The 22,830-nt window shown below is 60.6% G+C and carries 21 protein-coding genes; 3 read left to right on the forward strand and 18 right to left on the reverse strand.

Annotated features, from left to right (window positions below; genetic code table 11):
* Window positions 1–34 precede the first annotated feature (34 nt).
* The 5 genes from RGR602_RS11090 to RGR602_RS11110 all read right to left on the reverse strand — a co-directional run bounded on the left by RGR602_RS11090 (window position 35) and on the right by RGR602_RS11110 (window position 6,970).
* On the reverse strand, window positions 35–2,494 hold the full coding sequence (locus RGR602_RS11090; RefSeq protein WP_039845140.1) for a beta-mannosidase: 2,460 nt from the start codon (window positions 2,492–2,494) through the stop codon (window positions 35–37).
* 231 nt (window positions 2,495–2,725) lie between these two features.
* Window positions 2,726–3,811: an ABC transporter ATP-binding protein gene (locus tag RGR602_RS11095; RefSeq protein WP_039845141.1), complete on the reverse strand. Its 1,086-nt coding sequence runs from the start codon at window positions 3,809–3,811 to the stop codon at window positions 2,726–2,728.
* A gap of 2 nt (window positions 3,812–3,813) precedes the next feature.
* A complete protein-coding gene (locus tag RGR602_RS11100; protein WP_039845142.1) occupies window positions 3,814–4,731 on the reverse strand; it encodes a carbohydrate ABC transporter permease in 918 nt (305 codons plus the stop codon).
* A gap of 12 nt (window positions 4,732–4,743) precedes the next feature.
* Complete coding sequence (locus RGR602_RS11105) at window positions 4,744–5,634, reverse strand: carbohydrate ABC transporter permease (protein WP_039845143.1); 891 nt, start codon at window positions 5,632–5,634, stop codon at window positions 4,744–4,746.
* 97 nt (window positions 5,635–5,731) lie between these two features.
* Window positions 5,732–6,970, reverse strand: coding sequence for an ABC transporter substrate-binding protein (locus RGR602_RS11110; RefSeq protein WP_039845144.1), 1,239 nt, complete (start codon window positions 6,968–6,970; stop codon window positions 5,732–5,734).
* Window positions 6,971–7,426: 456 nt separating this feature from the next.
* On the opposite strand from RGR602_RS11110, the gene RGR602_RS11115 reads away from it, so the two are divergent.
* On the forward strand, window positions 7,427–8,467 hold the full coding sequence (locus RGR602_RS11115; RefSeq protein WP_039845145.1) for a LacI family transcriptional regulator: 1,041 nt from the start codon (window positions 7,427–7,429) through the stop codon (window positions 8,465–8,467).
* A 173-nt stretch (window positions 8,468–8,640) separates the two neighbouring features.
* On the opposite strand, the gene gndA is transcribed toward RGR602_RS11115, so the two are convergent.
* Complete coding sequence (gene gndA / locus RGR602_RS11125) at window positions 8,641–10,092, reverse strand: NADP-dependent phosphogluconate dehydrogenase (RefSeq protein WP_170250924.1); 1,452 nt, start codon at window positions 10,090–10,092, stop codon at window positions 8,641–8,643.
* A 158-nt stretch (window positions 10,093–10,250) separates the two neighbouring features.
* Between gndA and RGR602_RS11130 the strand changes: the two genes are divergently transcribed.
* On the forward strand, window positions 10,251–10,649 hold the full coding sequence (locus RGR602_RS11130; protein ID WP_039845148.1) for an SRPBCC family protein: 399 nt from the start codon (window positions 10,251–10,253) through the stop codon (window positions 10,647–10,649).
* A gap of 3 nt (window positions 10,650–10,652) precedes the next feature.
* Window positions 10,653–11,009, forward strand: a complete 357-nt coding sequence (locus tag RGR602_RS11135) for a VOC family protein (RefSeq protein WP_039845149.1) — start codon at window positions 10,653–10,655, stop codon at window positions 11,007–11,009.
* Between the two features lie 9 nt (window positions 11,010–11,018).
* On the opposite strand, the gene RGR602_RS11140 is transcribed toward RGR602_RS11135, so the two are convergent.
* The 12 genes from RGR602_RS11140 to RGR602_RS11195 form a co-directional block, all read right to left on the reverse strand.
* Window positions 11,019–11,726, reverse strand: a complete 708-nt coding sequence (locus RGR602_RS11140; protein WP_039845150.1) for a PAS domain-containing protein — start codon at window positions 11,724–11,726, stop codon at window positions 11,019–11,021.
* A 188-nt stretch (window positions 11,727–11,914) separates the two neighbouring features.
* Window positions 11,915–12,850 (reverse strand): lipid A biosynthesis lauroyl acyltransferase, encoded by a 936-nt coding sequence (locus tag RGR602_RS11145; protein ID WP_039845151.1) that lies wholly within the window; start codon window positions 12,848–12,850, stop codon window positions 11,915–11,917.
* Between the two features lie 4 nt (window positions 12,851–12,854).
* Window positions 12,855–13,883 (reverse strand): zinc-binding dehydrogenase, encoded by a 1,029-nt coding sequence (locus RGR602_RS11150; protein ID WP_039845152.1) that lies wholly within the window; start codon window positions 13,881–13,883, stop codon window positions 12,855–12,857.
* A 54-nt stretch (window positions 13,884–13,937) separates the two neighbouring features.
* Window positions 13,938–15,224, reverse strand: a complete 1,287-nt coding sequence (locus tag RGR602_RS11155) for a beta-ketoacyl-ACP synthase (protein WP_039845153.1) — start codon at window positions 15,222–15,224, stop codon at window positions 13,938–13,940.
* Between the two features lie 11 nt (window positions 15,225–15,235).
* Window positions 15,236–16,441: a beta-ketoacyl-ACP synthase gene (locus tag RGR602_RS11160; protein ID WP_039845154.1), complete on the reverse strand. Its 1,206-nt coding sequence runs from the start codon at window positions 16,439–16,441 to the stop codon at window positions 15,236–15,238.
* Entirely contained in the window at window positions 16,438–16,920 is a 483-nt protein-coding gene (locus RGR602_RS11165) for a 3-hydroxyacyl-ACP dehydratase FabZ family protein (RefSeq protein ID WP_039845155.1), read from the reverse strand. Before RGR602_RS11165 ends, RGR602_RS11160 begins: the two co-directional genes overlap by 4 nt.
* Before the next feature lie 114 nt (window positions 16,921–17,034).
* Window positions 17,035–17,343: an acyl carrier protein gene (locus tag RGR602_RS11170; RefSeq protein WP_133940147.1), complete on the reverse strand. Its 309-nt coding sequence runs from the start codon at window positions 17,341–17,343 to the stop codon at window positions 17,035–17,037.
* Between the two features lie 161 nt (window positions 17,344–17,504).
* Window positions 17,505–18,485, reverse strand: a complete 981-nt coding sequence (gene cbiB, locus RGR602_RS11175; RefSeq protein WP_039845156.1) for an adenosylcobinamide-phosphate synthase CbiB — start codon at window positions 18,483–18,485, stop codon at window positions 17,505–17,507.
* Window positions 18,482–19,483, reverse strand: coding sequence for a threonine-phosphate decarboxylase CobD (gene cobD, locus RGR602_RS11180; RefSeq protein ID WP_039845157.1), 1,002 nt, complete (start codon window positions 19,481–19,483; stop codon window positions 18,482–18,484). The genes cbiB and cobD overlap by 4 nt, the downstream gene beginning before the upstream one ends.
* The gene (locus tag RGR602_RS11185; RefSeq protein WP_039845158.1) at window positions 19,480–20,787 is read right to left on the reverse strand and encodes a cobyrinate a,c-diamide synthase; all 1,308 of its coding nucleotides are present in this window, start codon (window positions 20,785–20,787) and stop codon (window positions 19,480–19,482) included. The genes cobD and RGR602_RS11185 overlap by 4 nt, the downstream gene beginning before the upstream one ends.
* Window positions 20,784–21,626 (reverse strand): uroporphyrinogen-III C-methyltransferase, encoded by an 843-nt coding sequence (cobA, locus tag RGR602_RS11190; protein WP_039845159.1) that lies wholly within the window; start codon window positions 21,624–21,626, stop codon window positions 20,784–20,786. Before cobA ends, RGR602_RS11185 begins: the two co-directional genes overlap by 4 nt.
* Window positions 21,627–21,812: 186 nt before the next feature.
* A complete protein-coding gene (locus RGR602_RS11195; RefSeq protein ID WP_039845160.1) occupies window positions 21,813–22,763 on the reverse strand; it encodes a nucleoside hydrolase in 951 nt (316 codons plus the stop codon).
* Window positions 22,764–22,830: the final 67 nt, after the last annotated feature.

Consider the following 22,830-nt stretch of genomic DNA (forward strand, 5'->3'; position numbering starts at 1 on the left):
ATTTACTCCTCGGGCCTCGTGCCCTTTCTCAAGATCAATCTGCCGACTGGCAGGAATGCAGGTCGTAGAAACGGAAGTCCGGAAGCTCGCCGTCTTGGAGCGGCTTTGCCGGGGTAAAGAGGATGCGGCGGGTCTCGCCAGCTGCCAGATCGAAGGCATTGTCGGAATATTTGCCGTCGGTCTCGGTCTCGATCATCACGAACAGCGCCAGTCCCTTGGCGGTGACATTTAGGCAAACCGAGCCGTCTTCCTCGACATATTCGCGGGTTACCTGGAGACCGGCAGGCTCCAATTCGAGTGCCTTGTAGGTGCCGTGGACGTAGTGCCCCTCACCGCCCATGCCGTTTGACGCCGTGAAGCGCCAGCCAAGCAGCGTGCCCTCGGGGATATCCGAGACATTGATCGCCGTTGCCGTCACGGCAGCATCCGGCGTGCAGACGGCTTGGATATCCTTCAGATGCCTGCGCTCGCCCTTCATCGTCAGAATGGAAATCGATAGATCGGCGCTGACCTCCGAAAGCGTGTCGTTGACCAGCGAGAATCGGATCGTTTTGCCGTCCTCCGATGGAATGGCGGCCACGGCGACCGGCTGGAAGAATCGCTTGACGAGATAGTGCATTGCCTTCCAGCGCCCGCCGTAGTCGAGGCTCGACCAGGATGCAACCGGCCAGGTGTCGTTAAGCTGCCAGTAGATCGTGCCCATGCAATGGGGTTTGAGCGACCTCCAATATTCCACCGCCGTCTTGATCGCCAGCCCCTGTTGGATCTGGCTGAGATAGACGAAGTTCGGAAAGTCCTTGGGGAAGCGGAAATAGCGGAACATCGTGCCCGCGATCCGCTCATTGCCGCCGGCATTCTTCTGATGCAACTCCATCACCGGCGATGCGACGTTCATGTCCCTCTTATCGGCATAAGTCTTGATGACCGGCAGTGAGGTGTAGGACTGGAAACCGAATTCGGAGCAGAAACGCGGCCGTACCGAGCGGTAATTGTCGAACGACTTGTTTTCGTGCCAGACCGACCAGTAGTGCATGTCGCCGGAGCCATCGGCATGCCAGGCGTCGCCGAAATCCAGGTAGCCGGAGGCGGGGCTCGACGGCCACCAGATCGCAGCTGGCGCAGCCTTCTTCATCGCCTGCTCGATCGTGCGGTTCAGCCGATCATAGGAGACGAGATAGCGGTCGCGGTCCCTCTTCGGCTCGTCGAACCAGGTGAGCGCACCGACCAGTTCGTTATCGCCGCACCAGAGTACGATCGAGGGATGCGAGACGAGGCGTTTGACCTGATAGTCGACTTCGAACGCGACATTCTCGAGGAAGTCTTCTGTCGAGGGATAGAGGTTGCAGGCAAACATGAAATCCTGCCAGACCATGAGGCCGAGCCGGTCGCACAGGTCATAGAACCAGTCGTGCTCGTAAAAGCCGCCACCCCAGACGCGGATCATGTTCATATTCGCGGCTTTTGCCGACTGCAGCAGGTCTTCCGTCTTCTCCGCCGACGACAGCGAAAACAGCGCATCCGCCGGAATCCAGTTCGCACCTCGGCAAAAGATCTCGCGGCCGTTGACCTTGAAAGCGAAGCGGCTGCCGGCCGCATCCGGCGTCGTGATGAGTTCGACGGTGCGAAGGCCAATCTGCTTCGTCACCACATCTGACGGCAGATCGACGGTCAGCGCATAAAGCGGCTGCTCGCCGCTGCCGGAAGGCCACCAGAGGCGCGGTTTCTCGACATAGAAAATATGATTGACCACCGTCTCGCCGGCATTGACACCGACATCGAGTCGGACACGCTCGCCGTCGAGCGCGAAATGCAACGGCACGATGCCGGGATCCTTCGCGAAGAGCGTTGCAGTGACCTGCAGTTCGACGCTGCCGTCGAGGCTGTGCGTCTGGCGCGTCGTGACGTGTTCGATGCGCGCCGTCTCGAGCTTCTTCAGTGCGATCGTGCCATAAAGCCCGAGCGGCGCGATCGCGATGTTCCAGTCCCAGCCGAAATGGCATTGCGGCTTGCGCAGCATATTGCCGTTGGCGATCGGCGAGTTGCCCGGGTGATAGGGTACGTAGAAAGGCTGCCTACCCTGCCGCTCTGCGCCGGCGGCAATGCTCGAATGCAGCACGACGCGGATCGTGTTTTCGCCTGCCTTCAACATGCTCGAAACGTCCGGCCGGTAGCGGCGAAAGCAATTGTCGACCGCGAGCACGACGAAGCCATTGATAAAGACCGAGGCAACGGTGTCGATGTAATCGAGGTCGAGATACCAGTCGCCTTCGGCATCATCGAGCTGGAAGCTTCGCTCGAGCACCCAATCCCGATGCGCGACCCACTGCACCTGCTCTTCGTTGCGGCCGAAATAGGGATCAGGAATGAGTTCTGCCGCGTGAAGCGCCGTATGGACGTCGCCCGGAAGGGTGATCGATGTGGTGACTTCGCCTTCCGCGGAGGCGAGATGCCAGGAACCGGAAAGATCGATGGACGAAGTATTGGACGTAGTCATTATCTGATCTCGAACATTGAAACGAGGGATGTCTTCGCTCGCACAGGAGCACGTGAGCGCCCCTCACCAGCCCTCTTCCCGCCTGCGGGGAGAGGGAACTTGCCGAACGCAATATTGCGATCGGGGAAGGCGTTGCGGCATACCTGCTTCTCCCAGGCTGCGGGAAGAAGGTGCCAGAAAGGGGAATGAGGGGCTGGTTACCGCCCTCGCCCACCGCACACGCGCCGCCTCCTAAATTCTCTCCTCCGTCTCAGCATCGAAGAGCGATGCCAGCGACATGTCGAAGCTGAGCTTCACCGGTGTTCCCACCTTGAAGCGGCGCGCGCCGTTGATGCGCACCGACATCGTGTGACCGGCGTGCTTCAGCCAGAGGAGGTTGTCGGCGCCCATCGGCTCCTCGATGTCGACGGTCGCATCATGCATTTCGGGGCCGAGATTTTCGTCGACCTTGATGTGCTCCGGACGCACGCCGAGCACCACCTTGCGGCCAGGTTGCAGCGGTTGAGCCGTATCATAGCCGTCGAGCGAGAAGCTGACGCCGTTTGATCTGAATACCGTCTTTTCGCTGTTCTTGGTCAGTTCGCCGTGCAGGAAGTTCATTGACGGCGAGCCGATGAAGCCTGCGACAAAAAGATTGCGCGGCCTGTTGTAGATGGTCGTCGGATCGTCGAGCTGCTGAATGATGCCGCTTTTCATGATCGCGATGCGGTCAGCCAGCGTCAGCGCCTCGATCTGGTCGTGGGTGACGTAGATCATCGTGTTTTTCAGCGACTGGTGCAGGCGCTTGATCTCGACGCGCAGCTCCGAACGCAGCTTGGCATCGAGGTTGGACAGCGGCTCGTCGAACAGGAACACATCGACATCACGCACCAGTGCGCGGCCAATCGCCACGCGCTGGCGCTGGCCGCCGGACAGTTCGGCGGGCTTGCGCTTCAAAAGCGGCTGGATCTGCAGGATTTCGGAGGCGCGCGCCACGCGCTTGTCGATCTCGGCCTGCGGCACCTTTGCAACGCGAAGTCCGAAGGACAGGTTCTTCTCGACACTCATCTGCGGATAGAGCGCATAAGACTGGAACACCATGCCGATGCCGCGGTCCTTGGGCTCCTCCCAGGTGACGTTCTTGCCCTTGATGAAGATCTGTCCCGCGGATGCATCAAGCAGCCCGGCGATGCAGTTGAGCAGCGTGGACTTGCCGCAGCCGGACGAGCCGAGCAGGACCAGGAATTCGCCGTCGTTAATGTCGAGGTTCAGGTCCTTGAGGACGCTGACGGCGCCGAAATTCAGCGACAGATCTTTGATGGAAACGCTTGTGTTCATGATCAACCTTTCACTGCGCCAGCGGCGATACCGCGGACGAAGAGACGTCCGGACACGAAGTAGACGATAAGCGGCACCGCGCCAGTGAGCAGCGTTGCGGCCATGTTGACGTTGTATTCCTTCACGCCCTGGACGGCGTTGACGATGTTGTTGAGCTGCACCGTCATCGGGAAATTCTGGTTGCCGGCAAAGATCACGCCGAACAGGAAGTCGTTCCAGATACCGGTGATCTGGATGATCATCGACACGACGAAGATCGGCAGCGACATCGGCAGCATGATGCGGAAGAACACCTGCCAGAACCCTGCCCCATCCACACGCGCAGCCTTGAAGAGTTCGGGAGGCAGTGATGCGAAATAATTTCGGAAGAGCAGCGTGTTGATCGGCATGCCGAAGATCGTGTGCACCAGGACGACCGCCCAGATCGTCGAGAAGATGCCGAGTTCGCGCATGATGATGACCAGCGGATAGAGCATCACCTGATAGGGGATGAAAGCGCCGAAAAGCAGGATCGTAAAGAAGACTTCCGAACCCTTGAAGCGCCAGTAGGACAGGCCGTAGCCATTCACCGAGGCGATCGCCACGGAAATAATGACGCTCGGAATGGTAATCTTGACCGACTTCCAGAAGCCGACGCTGATGCCGGAGCAATCAAGGCCTGTACAGGCCTGGCTCCATGCCTTGACCCAGGGTTCGAAGGTGATCTGCACCGGCGGCGCGAAGATGTTGCCCATGCGGATTTCTGTCATGTCCTTGAGGGAGGTCACGACCATCACATAGAGCGGCAGGAGATAATAAAGCGCGGCGACTGTCAGGATGCTGTAGAGGATGATGGTCGACGGCGCGAACATGCGACGCGGCCTTGCGCCTGCCGGCTCGACGACGCTGGCGATGCTGTTGGTGGTGGTGGCCATGGCCATGATCGTGCTCCCTCAGGATCGCTTCTGGCGGAACTCGGCGAGAGCCCACGGAACCAGGATGATGAAGACGGTGACGAGCATCACGGTCGAAGCCGCAAGGCCCTGCCCGAGATTGGCGCGCTCGAACATGAACGAATAGACGTATTTGGCGGGCACTTCCGATGCGAAGCCGGGTCCGCCCTGCGTCATTGCGACGACGAGGTCGTAGACGCGTACGATGCCGGAAGCGACGATCACCAGTGTGGTGACGAAGACGCCGCGCATCATTGGAATGATGATGAACAGGTATGTGCGCCACGCCGGAATGCCGTCGACGCGCGCCGCCTTCCAGATTTCGGAATCGATGCCGCGCAGACCGGCAAGCATCAGCACCATGACCAGCCCCGTCCCCTGCCACAGGCCGGCGATGACGAGCGCATAGATAACGGTATTCTTGTCGCCGAGCAGCGCGAGGCTACCCCCCGGAAGGCCAAGATCGTTCAAAACCTTCGGCAGGCCGAGGCCGGGATCGAGAATCCACTGCCAGACGAGCCCCGTCACAATGAACGACAGGGCGAACGGGTAGAGAAAGATCGTGCGGAATGTGTTCTCGAACCTGATCTTCTGATCGATGAGAACAGCCAGCAGGAAGCCGATGATGAAGACGAATGTCAGCACGCAGACGCCGTAGGTGGCAAGATTGAGAAGCGACTGGTTCCAGCGCGAATTGCCGAAGAGGCGGCTGTACTGGTCAAAGCCCACGAAATCGCTCGTCGGCAGTAGCCGCGACGACGTGAACGAGTAGAAAACGGTCCAAAGCGTGCAACCGATGAAAATCACGATGACGGTCAGCATCATAGGGATTGCTGCGACCTTCGCATTGAGGTTGCGCAAAAGGCCAAACGGCCGGCCGGCATGAGCCATCAATACCTCCTGTTGGCGGTCAGGGGCGCGACCAGACTGGAAAGCTGTCCGCTCGCGCCCCATAAAACCGTCTCAAGTTATGAGAGCGTCTGTGGCCTTACTGGGCCTGCGAGATGATGTCGGCCTGACGATCGATTGCATCGTCCACAGACATCTTGGAGCTGAAGAATTCGAGCGCGAGATCCTGCAGCTGGCCCTGCGTATCGGAATCGAGCATCTGCTCGGTCGAAGGCAGAACATTGTTGAGGTCCGACAGGATTTCGATGCCCTTCTTCATGCAGGCGTTCGCGGCTTCGAGATCGACGTCGCCGCGAACCGGCAGCGAACCCTTGACCAGATTGAATTTGACCTGGACTTCCTTGGAGAGAAGCATCTTGGCGAGTTCAAGCTGCGCCTTGGTGATTTCCGGATTGCTGTTCTTCGGGAAATAGAACGCGTCGCCGCCCGTATCGAGCTGCGCATTGAAGCCGAGACCGGGCAGGCAATCGTAGTCGGTGCCGGCAACCTTCTTCGCGACGCCGAATTCACCTTGAGCCCAATCGCCCATGATCTGAGCGGCCGCCTTGCCCTCGATCACCATGTTGGTGGCAACGTTCCAGTCGCGGCCGGAATAAGCCGGATCGACCATATCGCGGGCCTGGGCGAATGCGGTCCAGACCTTCTTGTTCTGATCGCTGCGAACGGCCTCTTCGCTCTTCTTGTCGTTGATCTGCAAGTAGAGGTCTTTGCCGCCGATGCCGGCCTGCATGACGTTGCGGATGCCTTCGACCTGCCACGGGGCGCCGGTGGCGAGCGGCGTGATGCCCTTCTCCTTCAGCTTCGGCGCGTCGGCTGCGAGCTCGTCCCAGTTTTTTGGAACAGCCATGCCGTTGTCTTCGAAGACGTGGCGGTTGAGCCACATCCACTGCCAGGAGTGGATGTTGATCGGCACGCAATAGATCTTGCCTTCATAGACGCAGGCGTCGAGCAGCTTGGCCGGACGGATGACGTCCTTCCAATGCTCCTCCTCGGCAAGTGGCGTCAGATCCGTCATGAGGCCTGCCTTGATGAGTTCCTCGGCGTCGCGGCCGGTGTTCATCTGGGTAGCGCCCATGGGGTTGCCGCCGAGAATTCGGCTAATGATGATTGGGTTGGCGGTGGTGCCGGAACCGGCAATTGCGCCATCGACCCACTTGTTGTTGCCACTCGCGTTGAAGCTGTCGGCAAGGACCTTGACGGCGGCAGCTTCACCGCCGGATGTCCACCAATGGGTGACTTCGAGATCGGTCGCGTTGGCCGCGCCAAGCGGCAGCACGACGGAAGCGGCAAGCACAGCCGCCATCGAACGAAAATTCATGAGTTCTCCTCCCTCACTGAAACGTTGCCGGAAAAACTTAGTGCAATCGACATTTTGGCGCAACAGCCCGCTGTCAAGATTTTAAGCGAAACGCGCCATTGCTACCCATGCCTGTTGTTCCTTCACAACTCCGCGACATATGGCGCTAGACTGGGCATTCAAGCTTGCATGATGACGAACGAAACAAGGTATTGATATTAAATATTAATTTCTATTATGGCGCATATCGTCTGAAGAAATCGCCTTCGCACGTGCAAAAGATCCGACCTTGAAACCGGAATTCAACCTAAGCGTCTAGTGCTGGTGCGAACATCATAAAAAGTGCTCGACATTTCCACTGTATCGTTACAGATTTAACGGCTCAAGTGACGAGTGTTGTTCAGCGGGGAATGTGCTTACGGCTTTGCGAAAACATTCTAAAAGCGGATCGGAATCGCGCGAGGGTGACATAAAGGGATGGAAAACAAGGGAAATTCCGGGGGAGCGGCAGCGGCTATCCAGCGCGAACGGCCGACGCTGAAGACGATCGCCTTCATGACGGGCCTGGGCATTACCACGGTTTCGCGCGCACTCAAGGACGCACCGGATATCGGCGCGGAGACCAAGGAGCGCGTGCGTATGGTCGCCCGCCAGCTCGGCTACCAGCCGAACCGCGCCGGCGTACGCCTCAGGACCGGCAAGACCAATGTCATCGCACTCGTTCTTTCCATCGACGAAGAGATCATGGGTTTCTCGAGCCAGATGGTCTTCGGCATTTCCGAGGTGCTGACCGGCACGCCGTACCACATCGTCGTGACACCGCACTCGCACAGCAAAGACCCGATGCTGCCGGTGCGCTACATCCTGGACACCGGCTCTGCCGACGGCGTCATTATTTCCCGTATCGAGCCCGACGATCCGCGCGTGCGGCTGCTCGCTGAGCAGAACATGCCCTTCGCGACGCATGGCCGGACAGATGCGGGACTGGTCCACCCCTATCACGATTTCGACAACGAATCCTTCGCGCACGAGGCGGTGAAGAGGCTCGTCGAGCGCGGGCGCAGGCGTATCGCTCTGCTCCAGCCGGCAAGCAAGCTCACTTACTATGCCCATACGAGGATCGGCTTCCAGACCGGCCTTCACGACTATGGCGCCGAGGAAGTCCCCCTGCGCGTCAACACCGATACGCCGCTGGAGGAGGTCAAGGCCGCGGTCGAAGCGATGATGCGCATGCCGAACGCGCCCGACGGCATCGTCTGTTCGGCCGGAAGTGCCGCTATTGCCGTCAACGCCGGCATCGAGGCGACAAGTAAGCGCGTCGGCTACGATATCGACATGGTTTCCAAGCAGTCCGCGCCGATCCTGAACTGGATCAGGCCGGAGATCATCACCGCCAATGAAGACGTTCGCCACGCCGGCCGCGAACTCGCCAAGGCGGTCATCGCCCGCATCGATGGCATTGAGCCGGAACTGCTGCAGAGCATCAGCAAGCCGGTCTGGCCGGACGATCGCAGATAGGGGTCACGTTTCCTGGTGCGCAGGCGCCGAATTATCCTGCTTCGCCGCAGTTCGGCACGGAAGAGACAACGGGAAGCGGACAAGCCAGCGCGAGGCTCCATGATCCTGCTTCGGTATCTTCAAAATAAAACAAGCCCGATCGAAACCGGGCTTTTCCTTGTTCGATTGATACCTCAGAACGTCGAAGCGCCGCTGCCCCATGGGCCATGGTGGAAATCCTTGCCGTCGAGGCGGTCGAAGCCGTGAGCGCCGAAGAAGTCGCGCTGGGCCTGGATGAGGTTCGCGGTGCCGCGGCCCTGGCGGTATGCGTCGAAATAGGTGAGCGCCGAGGTGAGTGCCGGAACCGGCAGGCCGGCGGCAAGTGCTGCCGCAACGACGCGGCGAAGCGACGGGATCGATTCCTTGACCATTTCGGAGAAGGCCGGCGTGACGATAAGGTTTGCCGCATCCGGCGCCTTGGTGAAAGCGCTGGTGATTTCGTCCAGGAACTGCGAGCGGATGATGCAGCCGGCCCGCCAGATCTTGGCGATCACCGGCATCGGCAGCGACCAGTTGAACTCGCGGGAAGCCTCCGCCATCACGGCAAAGCCCTGCGCATAGGCGCCGATCTTGGCGGCAAACAACGCCAGTTCCAGATCCTTGTCGAGGTCCTGACCGTAGGGAATCGGGAAATCGTATTTCGGCTTTCCGAAAATCCTCTCGGCGGCTTCGCGCTGATCCTTCATCGAGGAGATGCTGCGGGCGGCAACGGCAGCTTCGATAGCCGTCGCCGGAATGCCCATGTTCTGAGCTTCGATCGCCGACCACTTGCCGGTGCCCTTCTGGCCGGCCTTGTCGAGGATCATGTCAACCATCGGGCCCCCGGACACGGGATCGGTCGCGGCCAGCACCCTTTCGGAGATTTCGATGAGGTAGGAATTCAGGCGGCCCTTGTTCCATTCGCCGAAGATCTTGCTGATTTCGCCGGCGCTCTTGCCGAGGCCGTCGCGCAGGATGCCGTAGATTTCGGCGATCATCTGCATATCGGCGTATTCGATGCCATTGTGGATCGTCTTGACGAAGTGACCGGCACCATCGTTGCCGAGCCAGGCGACGCAGGGATCGCCGTTATACTTGGCGGCAATCGAGGTCAGAACCTTCTCGACACGCTTCCAGGAGTCTTCGGTACCGCCGACCATGATCGACGGGCCGTGGCGGGCGCCTTCTTCTCCGCCGGATACCCCCATGCCGATGAAGGTCAGGTCGGTATCCTTGAGGCGGTCGAAACGGGCGATCGTGTCACGGAAATTGGCGTTGCCGGCATCGATCATGATGTCGCCTTTGGAAAGGTGCGGCCGCAGCGCTTCCATCTGCTGGTCGACGGCCGCGCCCGCTTTGATCATGATGATGATCGGACGCGGCGGGCGGATAGCCTCGACGAATTCCTCGATGGTCTTGCAGGGGACGATCTGCTTCTTGAGATCACCGGCGCTTTCGTAGAATTCGTCCGTCTTTTCGGGAGTGCGGTTGAAGACTGCAATCTTGTTGCCTTTTTCCGCAATGTTGAGTGCCAGGTTGGAACCCATGACGGCAAGGCCGATCAGCCCGATTTCTGCCTTTTCCACGATACACCTCCGATGAGTCATTTTGGACCGGTGTTGTGGCACTCTCCGGGAAAAACGGCAAGTCTGGAAGGACGCCGATCAGTTCGCCAGCTCACAGTTCGGAGGCTGACCGGCCGTTTCCTTCAATACGCCGCTTCCTGTCTGCTATAATCGGCGGAGGAAACACCAAGGAATATCCGATGAGCACCCTGCCTGCCAAAATTGTTCACTGTTCGATCAATCGGCACTGGAAGGAGGTCTACGACTTTGCCGGCAAGCCGGAAAACATGTCGCTCTGGGCCTCGGGGCTGGCCTCCGGCCTCGAACCGGAAGGAAGCGACTGGATCGCGCACGGTCCCTTGGGAACGGTACGTGTGAGCTTCGTTCCGCACAACGAGTTCGGCGTCATCGACCATACGGTAACAATCGAAAGCGGACTACGGGTCTACAACGCGCTGCGTATCGTGCCGAACGGCGACGGCTGCGAGGTGATGTTCACGCTGTTGAAACAGCCAGGCATGACGGACGACCAATTCGCCGCTGATGCCGCCCATGTGCAGAAGGACCTCGGCGCCTTGAAATCGCTGATGGAGATGTAACCGATGGAAAAAAGCGCAAACGACCTGAAGATCGACTACATTGAATTCAACGTCGCCGACATAGCGGCGGCAAAGGTCTTTTACGGTAACGCATTTGGTTGGAGTTTCACTGATTATGGCCCCAGTTATTGCGAATTCGATGACGGCCGCCTGACGGGCGGCTTCACAAATATCCAACCGCCGCGCCCGGGTGGTGGCCCGCTTGTGATCCTATACGCCGACAAACTTGAGGAAGCGCTGGAGAAGGTCGAACAGGCCGGAGGCAAGATCGTAAAGCCGATCACCGCCTTTCCGGGCGGCCGACGGTTTCACTTCCTTGACAAGGATGGCTACGAACTGGCCGTGTGGAGCAAGACTTAAAGCGGGAAGCTAGGCAGCGATTGTCGAGATCGCATCGGCAGATTCCAGCACGACAAGCGCACCTAGAACTTGCCCGCATAGGTCGCGCAACGGCGACATGCGGCAACGCGTGCGCCTGCTTTCACCGCGCTGTTCGTAGTTGTATTCGACATGCTGCCCCGCGAAGCAGGCGTCGAACTTGGCCCTCGCTTGTGCCACGAACTGTTCCTCTCCGATGAATTCCATCACATGGCGGCCGATCATGTCGATCGGACTTCGTCCGAGATATGCACAGTTCACCGGGTTGGAATAAAGATAGCGGTAGTCGCGCGTGAGCACCGCAACACGATCCGGGAAGGTCTCGAGAATCGCCGAATTGAGAAAATTCCCGTTGTCGACATTGGTCACATAGGCCTTCGGTGCAGGTAGCGGCAATTCCCGCGGCAATGCAACATCCGCACGCGGCAGCGCGCCGAAACAGCGCTCCAAAAGGGATATGAGCCTGGTTGAGTGATGGCTGACGCTGGCAGCGTCACCGGCATCCTGCTGCAGCAGATAGCCGACAAACTGAAGCTGCATGTACACCTCCATGAGGTTGGCCGCGTGATGGTCCACAATTACTTCGACCAAAAGTTCGAAACCACCATCAAGGGTTGCAACGCGACGATCGTCGCCAAGACGAATTGCCTCTTCGATCTGCGAGCAGCGCGATGAGAAAGCTTGCAAAAGTTCGAGCAAGGCGCCTCCAGATCCCTTATTCTCCAATGGGATTCATATTCTCCCCGCTTTGGCAGAATTCAACGCATATGACATAAACATGAATCCCGCTACTCGCCCTAGTAGCGACGGATAACATGATTAGGATTCAGTTCAACGTGGACGACACATGGGTTTTAGTGGATGAGATATAAGAGGTTGAAAGCCCGTCACTTAAGAACTTCGTGCTTTACCTTCCAACGGTCGTGGTACCAGAGCCATTGGGCCGGGTATTCCCGCACCCAGCTTTCAACCTTGTCGTTCAGCATCTGAGCGGTCGCCGTCAGGTCGAGATTGCCCTTCTCGTCGCGCGGCATGTCCAGCTTCGGTTCGATCTCCAGCCGATAGCGGTTGCCGGCAAGCCGGATGCAGCGCGCGGGGTAAACCTCGCAGTTGAACTGACGGACGAGTTTCGGCAAGAGTGGGTTCGTCTTCGTGTCCAGGCCGAAGAAGGTGGTCTTCAGCCCTTTGCGGAACTTCTGATCGACGAGAACGCCGACACCCTGCCCGGCTTCGAGCTGACGCGCCAGCGCAAAGGCCGAGCCGGCATGCGACGGCACGAGCTTGCCCATGCGGGCGCTGCGGAAATCGAAGACCTTCTGGGCGACATAAGGATTGTTCGGCGGACGGAAGAGAACCGTCACATGCAGACCGAAGGCAGCGCTGCTGACGGGCAGGAGTTCGAAATTGCCCGTATGCGCCGTAAAAACGATGAACGGCCGGGGATTGTCCCGCAGGTCGAGGAAGATCGGGATCCCCGAGACCTCCACCCTGCCCGGACCGGTCCTTTCCGGATCGAAATCGAACAAACGGTCCAGAAAAACGTATTCGGCGGCGAGCCGTCCCATATTGCCCCAACTCGCCAGGGCGATTTCTTTTAGCTCCGCCTCACCCTTCTCGGGGAAGGCGTTGCGCAGGTTGAAGAGCATTAGCTTGTGGCGCGACGTGTGCGGACCGATCTTGCGGGTCAGCCAGTCAGCAAATCGGATCGCGCTGTCTGCCGGAAACAACTTCAGGAAATTCATGAAGCCAAAGGCCAGCTGAGCGATCAGCCATTGGCGGAAATGCTCGAGCTTCAGAACGATCCGGGTGAGGAAAAGCTTCACCGGTTCAGTCCATCTTCAGGATGATCTTGCCGAAGATCTGGCGCGATTCCATGCGTTCGAGCGCACGGTCGATATCGTCGAAGCGGACTTCGGTGTCGATGACCGGATGAATGAGGCCGCGGCCCATCTTCTGCATGGCATTCGCCATATTCTCGATGCGGCAGCCGAAGGAGCCGAGCAACTTCAGCTGCTGCTGGAAGAGCATCATCAGGTTCATGTCGGTGGAAACGCCCGACGTCGAGCCGCAGGTGACGAGGCGGCCGCCGCGCTTCATGCACAGCATCGAGCCCGCCCAGGTGTCCTTGCCCACGTGTTCGAAGACGACATCGACGCCCTTTTTTTTCGTGAGCTTGCGCACGAGGCCCTCGAAGCGGTCCGTGCGGTAGTTGATGACGTGATCGGCGCCGAGCGCCTTGGCCTTCTCGATCTTGTCGTCCGAGCCGACGGTGGTGATTACGGTGCAACCGATCTTCTTGGCGAGCTGGATTGCCGCCGTGCCGATGCCCGAACCGCCTGCATGCACGAGGATCGTCTCGCCGGGTTCGAGCTTGGCATTGTCGAAGAGCATGTGCTCGACGGTCCCGAAGGTGACGGGCGCCAGTGCCGCGCCGATGGCATCGACGCCGGGCGGGGCCGGAACGAGCAGGCGGGCCGGAAGGTTCACCTTCTCCTGCGCAAAGCCGTCAAGATGGAAGCCATGGACGCCGGAGACGTGTTCGCAGAGATTGTCGCGGCCTTCGCGACACGGACGGCAGAGACCGCAGGTGCGCGCGCCATAGATTGCGACCAACTGGCCGGGCAGGACATTCGCGACACCCGGGCCGATCGCCTCCACGACGCCCGAGGCCTCCGCGCCGATGACGAGCGGCATCTTGCGCTTGGCGAATGCCATGCCGCGCCAGCCCCAGACGTCGATATGGTTGAGGGCGACTGCCTTGACGCGCAGCGTCGCCTCACCGGCAGCGGGAGCATCCGGTTCCGGCAAATCGGTGATCTCAAGCTTGCGGTCATCGATCAGTTGCAAAGCGCGCATAAAAAACCTCTCGCCTCGAAGGCGTCTTCTCTCTTTTATTGTGTCGGCAACCGCTTAAGCCGGTTCGAGCGCCATGACAAGGCTGGCGTTCTGCCCGCCGAAACCGAAAGAGTTCGAAAGCACGGCGCAGACCTGCTGTTCGCGCTTCCTGTTCGGTACGACATCGAGAACGATAGATGGATCCGGGTTGTTGTAGTTAATCGTCGGCGGCAGCGTGCCGGTGAGCATGGTCTGCAGCGAGAACACCGCTTCGACCGCGCCAGCCGCCGTCAGCGTATGGCCGATCATCGACTTGTTGGAGGACAGCGGAATGGAGGCCATGCGCTCGCCGAAGACGGCAAGCATCGAGCCATATTCCATCTTGTCGTTTTCCGGCGTCGAGGTGCCGTGAGCATTGATGTAGCCGATGCCGCTTTCATCGATGCCGGCATCGGCAAGCGCGGCATGGATCGTCGCGATCGCCGGGCCGCCATCCGGCGACGAACGGGTGCGATGGAAGGAGTCGGCCTTTTCACCCGCGCCCTTCATGATGCCGAGTACCTTGGCGCCACGCGCGACAGCCGCTTCCAGTGATTCGAGGACCAGCGTCGCTGCACCTTCGGCGATGACGAAACCATCGCGATCCTTGCTGAAAGGCTTGGAGGCCTTGGTCGGCGGATCGTTCTGCGTCGACAGCGCGGAAAGCAGCGAAAAGCGGATGAGCGCTTCGGCGCTCAGCGAACCATCGGTCGCAACCGCAAGGGCGCGATCGGTACGACCCTGGCGGATCGCCTCGATGCCGAGCTGGATCGCGGTGGCGCCAGATGCACATGCGGTCGAAAGCGTCACCGGCAGCCCGCGCGTGCCGAAACGGTCGGCCAGACGCTCGGAGATCGCGCCGAAGAGTGCTGCTTCATGGAAGGCGGGATCCGTGCGCTGGCGCATCGCGGCCAGGAACCGCTCGTAGGCATCGCCCGGATGGTCGGACGGCGGCGAACGGTCGGCGAGATCGAAGCGGGCGCTCCATTCCGGCTCGATCGGCGGCGCGGCGAGAAAGAGCGGACCGTTGAAATCGCCGGAGATACCGGCATCGCAGAGCGCTTCAATCGTCGTTTCGCGGGCGAATGCGTAGGAACGCTCAACGGCGTTCGGCACCGGGATATCGATGAAATCAACAGTGCCGGCAATGCGGGTCGAAAGCCCGTCGGTCGGAAAGCGCGTGATGCCGTGGATCCCGGAAGTGCCGGAGGTCAGCGCCGCCCAGTTGTCCTTGAGCCCTTGGCCGAGCGAGGTGATTATTCCCATACCCGTGACCGCGACGATCGGGCGGCCAAGATGATCCTTGTAAGTCGCTTCTGTCATTTGATCACTCCTCACGCATCCGCGGAAAGAACGGCGACACCCTCGCCGCGCTGGTGGCCGACTGCGGTGACGACAGCGGCCGTGGTACCCGCGCTCATCGGTTTTTCCTGCGCGGCATCAAAAGGCGGCACCTTCGCGTTGCTGTCGACGGCGAGCGCCGCAAAGGCAAGTCCAAGGGTAAACTGCGCTTCGATGGCATGGCCGGACACGCCGCCGAAGCCGCGGATGGCCGCGCCCGGAAGCTGATGCTCCAGAACCGCCTTCTCGCGCTCTGCCAGATCATGCATGCCGGTCGAGCCCGAGAAGATCGCAATTGTTTCCGGCGCAAGATTCTTGGCCGGCTGCAGCAAGCGCTCGAGACGAACCTCAAGGTTTCCGGCATTCCGGTTACCGCGGTCGCCCTCGATGGAATCGATCGTCGCATAGATATGCGCCCCCCGCGCTTCCGCATGCTTGCGCGATTCCAGAACGAGAAACGCCCCGGCCGAACCCAGGATCATCCCGCCGCCTTCGGTATCCTTGCGCGACCAAAGCGGCGCCCATTTGCCCTGCAGGTGAGCGCCGATCGATTCGGGCAAAAGAATCATGTCCTGACGCTCGGCGACAAAGGCACCGCCGACGAGCGCATGCGAGGATTCGCCCGACTTGATCCGGTAGAATGCGGTTTCGACCGCGGAGATGCCTGCAGCCTCCTCCCCCATGAACGTCCGCGACGAACCGGTGACCTTATGGACGATCGAAATATTGCCGGCAAGGAGGTTGGAAAGCTGCGCCAGGAAGAGTGTCGGGCGCAGTTCAGTGGTCAGCTTCTCGTTGAGTAAGAGCTCGCGATCATTGCGCTTGAGGCCCTCGTCGACGATCAGTGTATCAACATTGATGTCACGCTCGCCGCCGCCGGCGGCAACGATCATGTCCATCCTGCCGCAGGTTTCCGCATTCTCCTTGAAGCCCGCGTCATCGAGCGCCAGGCCGGCGGCAAAGACGCCGATGCGCTGCCAGTTCTCCATCTGGCGCTGGTCGCCGCGCTTGGCGATCTGCTGCGACCAGTCGATTTCCGGCAGCGGATGCACCGGATAGGGCTTGAATTTCTCGGTCTCGATGATCGGCTCCGGTGCTCGGCCTGCCGTCAAGAGCGCGACATGCGCATCCTTGCCGACGCCCTGACAAGTGACGATACCGACGCCGGTGATGACGACATCATTTTGAGCCTTGCTCATCCCTTTACTCCCTGCGCGGCGATTGCATCCATCAGGCCGACCTCGACCGCGCGCTTTTTCACGATATCGCCGAGCGGAACCTCGCTGAAGGGCATGGTGCGCAACTTCAGTTGCGCATCGCAGACCTTCTTGCCGCCGCTCGTGATCTTTGCCTTGGTCACGGCAAAACCGGACCCGTCATGCTCCAGAAACGCCTCGATGTCGAGAACCGCCTCTGGCTCGACGAAAGTGCGCATCTTGGCGCCGTCCACCGACATCAGGAACGGCATCGCGGCAAAATCAGTCGCGGCCAGCACCAGCATGCCCGAGGCCTGCGCCATGGTTTCAATGAGAAGCACGCCCGGAACGAGCGGCATACCCGGAAAATGGCCTTCGAAGACGGGGCTTTTCGCCGGCACAACGGAACGCGCCTTGAGCACACCCTTTTCTAGGTCGACCGCTTCCACGCGGTCAATCATCTGGAAATATTCCAGCAGCATCGGATCCTCCGGCCCGGCGGGAAAGCAAGCGCCGGATACGCCTAGTTAGGAACAAAACCGCCCGGCCGCTACGGTTCGCAGAGGCAGGGCGGAGAAAAAAGATAGCTGTGTCGCTCAGGCCTTGGCGGCGCGAAGCTCATCGATCTTGGCACAGAGGTTCTTCAGCACGAAATATTCCTCGGTGGAAACCTTCCCCTCGTTGACTTCCTGCGTCCACTTTTCGAGCGGGATCTTGATGCCGAATTCCTTGTCGATGGCGAAAACGATATCGAGGAAGTCGAGGCTATCGATACCGAGGTCGTCGATCGTATGGCTCTCCGGCGTGATCGTCTCGCGATCGATCTCGCTGGTTTCTGCAATGATGTCGGCAACTTTATCGAATGTAGCGGTCACGCGCTGTACCTCTTTCAATGACGAATTCATCCCCCTCATAGGCAAATCCATTTCAAAAGCCAATGCTTTCGCATGATCTGCTTTCAAATTTGACGGGCAACTGTTGCCGAAACAGCAATTCGCATAGAGGCTCGGAACACCAGGCCAGCATTCTTATCTGGATAGCGCCGAAATTCTCCTGCGAAGCACAGTCAAAGCAGAGCGACGAATGCCAGAAACACGGCGATCGCCAGTATCATGCAACTCGCATTGAATACCGCGATCCCGTCTTCGACGTCCTTGACGGTGGCGGTGCCGCGGCCCGCGCCGTTGATCATAGGTTCGCTGACGACAATGCCGGAATAGACACGCGGACCTGCCAATTGAACATCAAGTGCACCGGCCATGGCCGCTTCCGGCCGGCCGGAATTCGGGGAGCGATGCAGACCGCCGTCGCGGATCGCTACCTGGAAGGCCTCGCGGCTGGCGCTTGCGCCGCGCCGAAGCCAGGCGCCAGCGGCGATCAGCAGGATGGCAAGACGGGCGGCCGGCCAATTCGCCAGATCGTCGAGGCGAGCCGAGGCCCAGCCGAAATCGATGTACTTGTCCGACTTGTGCCCGATCATCGAGTCGGCGGTATTCAGCATCTTGTAGAGGAAGAGGCCGGGCAGGCCGAGGACGACATACCAGAACGCCGGTGCAACGACGCCGTCGGAGAAGTTTTCGGCGAGGCTTTCGATCGCCGCACGGCAAATTCCCGGCTCGTCGAGCGTTTCGGGATCGCGGCCGACAATGCGGGAAATGGCCTTGCGGCCGCCGACGATCCCCTCGCCGCGCAAGGCTTCTGCCACCGCAGAAACGTGATCCGCAAGGCTCTTCTGCGCCATGAAGATCGCGACGCAGGCAACTTCGAGAAGAATTCCCACAAAGCCGAACAGTCCGAAGAACCAGTGCAGCACGAGCCCGGCGGCGGCGCTGAACGCCAATAACACGGTGATCGAGACGGTGCCGTTCAGCCGCCGCTCGGCCTTCGTCAGCGTCTCGCTGTTGAACTGCCGGTCGAAATTGGAAATCGCCTTGCCGAAGAGGACGACGGGATGCGGCAGCCGCGACCACAGCAAATCCGGATCGCCGACGATCCGGTCGAGAAGGAGCGCCAGCAACAGCACGAGGAGATTTTCGTCGATCGTCATCCGTCAAAACTTTCCAAAGCGACCACAAGCCTGTTGTCGGCGGCGAAATCGGGAGGGAGGCCGAAACGCAGCCATTCCGGCGCATAGTCGAACTTGCGGACGAGAATATGGTGGCGGCAGAGATGCGTGTGAATGCGGCCTGCGCGACTGTCTACGACGAGCGAAAAGAGCCGAGTACCGCCGGTCGTTTCCAAACCGGCGCCTTTCAACACGCCCTCCAAGGCATTCTGGCGCTCGGCGATCCTTCGGATGATCGGAGCCGTATCCGACCGCAGCAAGGACGCGGCAATCGACAGCGCCGGGCCGGACACCGCCCAAGGGCCGAGCCAATCCTCGAAACGCTCGCGCATATCGCTTGCAGTCACGACGAAGCCGAGCCGCAGACCTGCGAGTCCGAAGAACTTCCCGAACGAACGGAAGATGACGAGATTTGAAAGGCGCGATGCCAGAGGCACGAGACTCAAATTCGGCTCAGCATCGCCGAAGGCTTCGTCGACGACGAGACAGCCGCCCTGCCCTTTCAGCCGGTCATGCAGCGCGGCTAGCTCGTCCGGCTTATAGCTTTGGCCATCGGGATTGTTCGGATTGACGACGACTGCAAGCGCGTGCCGGTCGTCGACAGCCCCGATCCCATCGATCGCATCCACGATAAAGCCGGCTGACCGGAACGCTTTTTCGTATTCGCCGTAGGTCGGCGAGACGATCGCTACTCGCCCGCCGGGCTCGACCAGTCTGGGCAGAAGCTGGATCACCGATTGCGTCCCTGGAACCGGCAACGGCAGGAGATCGCCGCTGCGGTAATAGTCGCGGGCAGCGGCAACGGCGGATTGCACCAGATATTTGTCCGGCAGGCGATGCCAGGATTCAGCAGGAATGTCCGGCAGCGCCGCCGGGCACGGATTGATGCCGGTCGATAGATCAAGCCAATCCTCCGGCCTTCCGCCAAAGGCAGCGGCGGCGGCCGAGATCCCGCCGCCGTGCATGATCGGAACACTCATGCGGCGGCTCCGGCAAGGTCGATGAGATGCATATAAGACCCAGCGATCTGGCCGCGGCGAAGGCCGGCTTCACCGAGACTGATGCCGAGAGCATCGCTCACCGTGAAGAGCCTGTCGGCGTCGCCTTCGCGAACCACAGTGGAGTAATGATATTCATGGGCCGTCATGCCATGGCCGAAGAATGCCCCGTCGACCGGCTGAACGCGGCGATAGCCGAGATGCCGGCTGCGCTCTTCATAGCTGGTGACAAGCGGCAGCAGGCCGAGCATCTCGTGCCGCGTGCCGCCGGCGTCAATCAGCCCGTCGCCAAGAACCATGTAGCCGCCGCACTCGCCGTAAATGCGCGTGCCGCGCCTTGCAGCCTCGACCATCGCCCGGCGGAAATTCTGCGCATCCGCGATCTCTCCGGCATGCAGTTCCGGATAGCCGCCCGGCAGATAGATCGCGTCGGCATCGGCGGCGGGTGCTTCGTCGGCCAGCGGCGAGAAGAAGGAGATTGTTGCCCCGCGGCGGCGCCAGCCGAGCAGCATATGTTCGTAGCAAAAGGCAAAGGCGATGTCGCGGGCAACGGCAATCCGGCTTCCGAGCGGCGCCAGCCGATGGATATTCGCCGCCGAGGGAACGTTGAGGCCCTGGCGCGCGGTGCGCAGAAGAAACTCGAATTTGCACTCGTCGGATACGGCTTCGGCAGCATGCTCGATAAAGTCCTCCAGCCCCTGATGCTCGCCCGCCTGGACGAGGCCCAGATGCCGCTCCGGAAGCGCCAGCGTCTTGTCGCTGCGGATGACCGCGATGACCGGCATGCGGATCGCATCGAGCGCCTGGCGCAGCATCGTCTCGTGCCGCTCGCTGCCGACCTTGTTGAGAATGACGCCGGCGATGCGGACATCAGCGCGGAAGCTCGCAAAGCCGCTGACGAGTGGCGCGACCGAATGCGACATGCGCGAAGCGTCGACAACGAGCACGACGGATAGGCGAAGCATGGCGGCGAGATCGGCCGCGGTCCCCTTGCCGTCGGCCGCACCGTCGAAGAGGCCCATCATCGCCTCAATGACCAGGATGCGATCGCCGGACCGGTGCAGCGCGGCATTGGCGGAAATCAACTCCGGCCGCATGGCCCAGGCGTCGAAATTCAGGCACGGCGCGCCGCTGGCGGCGGAGTGAAAGGCAGGATCGATATAGTCCGGGCCGGCCTTGCCGGGAGCGACCGCAACGCCGCGGTTGCGAAGCGCCCGAAGCAGGCCGAGCGTGATCGTAGTCTTGCCGGAGCCGGAGGACGGCGCAGCGATCAGCAACCCGCTCATGCCGTCACCTTCCCTCCGGTTCGGCGAAACGGATCGGGCTGTAACCTGCGCCCCGCCAAGGCACCCAGCCAATCGAGCGACGGGCGCAATCTCACGACCTCGCCGACGACGACAATTGCAGGCGGCTCCAAACCGGACGCCGCGACAGCGGCCGGTGCTTCGCCAAGCGTCGTTTCCAGAACCTGCTGCCCGATGGTTGCCGCATTGCTGACGAAGGCGACCGGCTCCGACGGATTTCGGCCCGCCGCGATGAGGTTGGCGCTGATCTGGGCGATATGCTTCATCGCCATATAGATGACGATCACCGGCGAACCGCGGCCGATCGCCTCCCAATTGATCGCATCCGGCACGATTCCGGAAGAATCATGGCCGGTGAGGAACGTGACCGCATGGTTGATCTCGCGATGGGTGACTGGAATGCCGGCATAGGCGAGCCCGCCGATCCCCGCCGTAATGCCCGGCACGATGCGGAACGGGATGTTGTGCTCAACCAGCGTCAGCGCCTCTTCGCCGCCACGGCCGAAGACGAAGGGATCGCCGCCCTTCAGCCGCAGCACGCGTTTGCCGGAGCGCGCAAGTTCGACCAGGCGAAGCGAGATATCCCGCTGATTCGCGGAAGGCTTGCCGCCACGCTTGCCGGCATATTCGAGAACGGCATCGGGCCGCGCGAGCATCAAGCATTCCTCGTTCACCAGCGCGTCGTGGATGATCAAATCGGCTTCCGCCATCGCCTTAGCGGCAAGCAGCGTCAGCAGGCCAGGATCGCCCGGCCCGGCGCCGACGAGCCAGACGTTGCCTGGCTCCAGCGCCGGCAGATGGGAGAATGCGCTTTCGATCATTCAGGTGATCTATGCCCGGCAGCAGGCAAGGTCAACGGCAACGGTGAAAGCCCACCACAGGCTGCCGGATGGAAACTGACTCAATTTTGGAAAGGGTTGAATCCGAACTTAAGGAAAGCATGCCATCCCATTGATCGGATTCAGCAAGAACCGGCCGGAGGAGACGCCGGCCGGTCCGGCAATTCATCAGGCGCGCAGCAGCGTCTCGCGAAGGAGGCCGATCACTTTTTGCGACTCGACGCCGGTGCAGACGATCTGGCTCGGCAGGCCGTCCCAATCGCCGGGCGGGAAGCGGCGGCCGTCCGGCTTCACGATCGTCTGGCCGTCGGCAATACCGCCACAGACGACGCGAACAGAACCCGTGATGGTCGAAAAGAGTTCCGGCGCCACGACATAGACGCAGGCGCAGCTGTCATGCACCATCATTCCGTCATCGACCGCATGCGCGTAGAAATCGATGTAGAACTGCGAGAGATCGTTCAGCAGCTTGACGGCCTTGTCGCCCTCTGCGGCGGCAGCGGCGAGATAGCGCCGGCTCATGGTCGTGACCGCGGTCACGTCGAGGCCGATGACCACAACCTTCCAGGGAGCGGTCAGGACGATGTCGGCAGCTTCCGGATCGCCGTGAATATTGGCTTCCGCGACCGGCGAAACATTGCCCGGCACATAGAAATTGCCGCCCATGATGACGACGGCCTTCACGAGCTTGGCGATCTCCGGATCTTCCTTCAGCGCCAGCGCAAGGTTCGTCATGCGGCCGACGGCAACGAGCGTCACCTCGCCGGGATTGGCGCGCACGGTGTCGACGATGAACCGGTATGCCGGGCGCGGATCGAGCGGCACATCGACCATCTCCGGCACGTCGATATTGCCGAGGCCATTGTCGCCGTGCACGAAGGTCGGCCAGTCGATCTCCTTGCGCGACGGGTCGATCGTCGTACCCGTACCCTTGGCGACAGGGGCTGAAATATTCCACTCGCGCTTCAAAAACAGCGCGTTGCGCGTCGTCGCTTCGATCGAGGCATTGCCGAAAACGGTCGTGATGCCGATCAGATCGACGTCGGGGTGACGATGCAGGAACAGGAGTGCCATGGCGTCATCGACGCCCGGGTCCGTGTCATAAATGACCTTGTGCATGAGATTTCCTTTTATGCAGTTCGTCGCGTGCCGGAAAACGCCTCGCGACGTGGCGACACCATAGCGC

Origin of the sequence: Rhizobium gallicum bv. gallicum R602sp, assembly GCF_000816845.1 — a bacterium.
GTDB lineage: Bacteria > Pseudomonadota > Alphaproteobacteria > Rhizobiales > Rhizobiaceae > Rhizobium > Rhizobium gallicum.

Bases quoted from the DNA above. Each gene is read 5' to 3' on its own strand.
- RGR602_RS11090 (WP_039845140.1), bottom strand. From the start codon at position 2,494: ATGACTACGTCCAATACTTCGTCCATCGATCTTTCCGGTTCCTGGCAT.
- RGR602_RS11095 (WP_039845141.1), bottom strand. From the start codon at position 3,811: ATGAACACAAGCGTTTCCATCAAAGATCTGTCGCTGAATTTCGGCGCC.
- RGR602_RS11100 (WP_039845142.1), bottom strand. From the start codon at position 4,731: ATGGCCATGGCCACCACCACCAACAGCATCGCCAGCGTCGTCGAGCCG.
- RGR602_RS11105 (WP_039845143.1), bottom strand. From the start codon at position 5,634: ATGGCTCATGCCGGCCGGCCGTTTGGCCTTTTGCGCAACCTCAATGCG.
- RGR602_RS11110 (WP_039845144.1), bottom strand. From the start codon at position 6,970: ATGAATTTTCGTTCGATGGCGGCTGTGCTTGCCGCTTCCGTCGTGCTG.
- RGR602_RS11115 (WP_039845145.1), top strand. From the start codon at position 7,427: ATGGAAAACAAGGGAAATTCCGGGGGAGCGGCAGCGGCTATCCAGCGC.
- gndA (WP_170250924.1), bottom strand. From the start codon at position 10,092: ATGACTCATCGGAGGTGTATCGTGGAAAAGGCAGAAATCGGGCTGATC.
- RGR602_RS11130 (WP_039845148.1), top strand. From the start codon at position 10,251: ATGAGCACCCTGCCTGCCAAAATTGTTCACTGTTCGATCAATCGGCAC.
- RGR602_RS11135 (WP_039845149.1), top strand. From the start codon at position 10,653: ATGGAAAAAAGCGCAAACGACCTGAAGATCGACTACATTGAATTCAAC.
- RGR602_RS11150 (WP_039845152.1), bottom strand. From the start codon at position 13,883: ATGCGCGCTTTGCAACTGATCGATGACCGCAAGCTTGAGATCACCGAT.
- RGR602_RS11155 (WP_039845153.1), bottom strand. From the start codon at position 15,224: ATGACAGAAGCGACTTACAAGGATCATCTTGGCCGCCCGATCGTCGCG.
- RGR602_RS11160 (WP_039845154.1), bottom strand. From the start codon at position 16,441: ATGAGCAAGGCTCAAAATGATGTCGTCATCACCGGCGTCGGTATCGTC.
- RGR602_RS11165 (WP_039845155.1), bottom strand. From the start codon at position 16,920: ATGCTGCTGGAATATTTCCAGATGATTGACCGCGTGGAAGCGGTCGAC.
- RGR602_RS11170 (WP_133940147.1), bottom strand. From the start codon at position 17,343: ATGAATTCGTCATTGAAAGAGGTACAGCGCGTGACCGCTACATTCGAT.
- cbiB (WP_039845156.1), bottom strand. From the start codon at position 18,485: ATGACGATCGACGAAAATCTCCTCGTGCTGTTGCTGGCGCTCCTTCTC.
- cobD (WP_039845157.1), bottom strand. From the start codon at position 19,483: ATGAGTGTTCCGATCATGCACGGCGGCGGGATCTCGGCCGCCGCCGCT.
- RGR602_RS11185 (WP_039845158.1), bottom strand. From the start codon at position 20,787: ATGAGCGGGTTGCTGATCGCTGCGCCGTCCTCCGGCTCCGGCAAGACT.
- cobA (WP_039845159.1), bottom strand. From the start codon at position 21,626: ATGATCGAAAGCGCATTCTCCCATCTGCCGGCGCTGGAGCCAGGCAAC.
- RGR602_RS11195 (WP_039845160.1), bottom strand. From the start codon at position 22,763: ATGCACAAGGTCATTTATGACACGGACCCGGGCGTCGATGACGCCATG.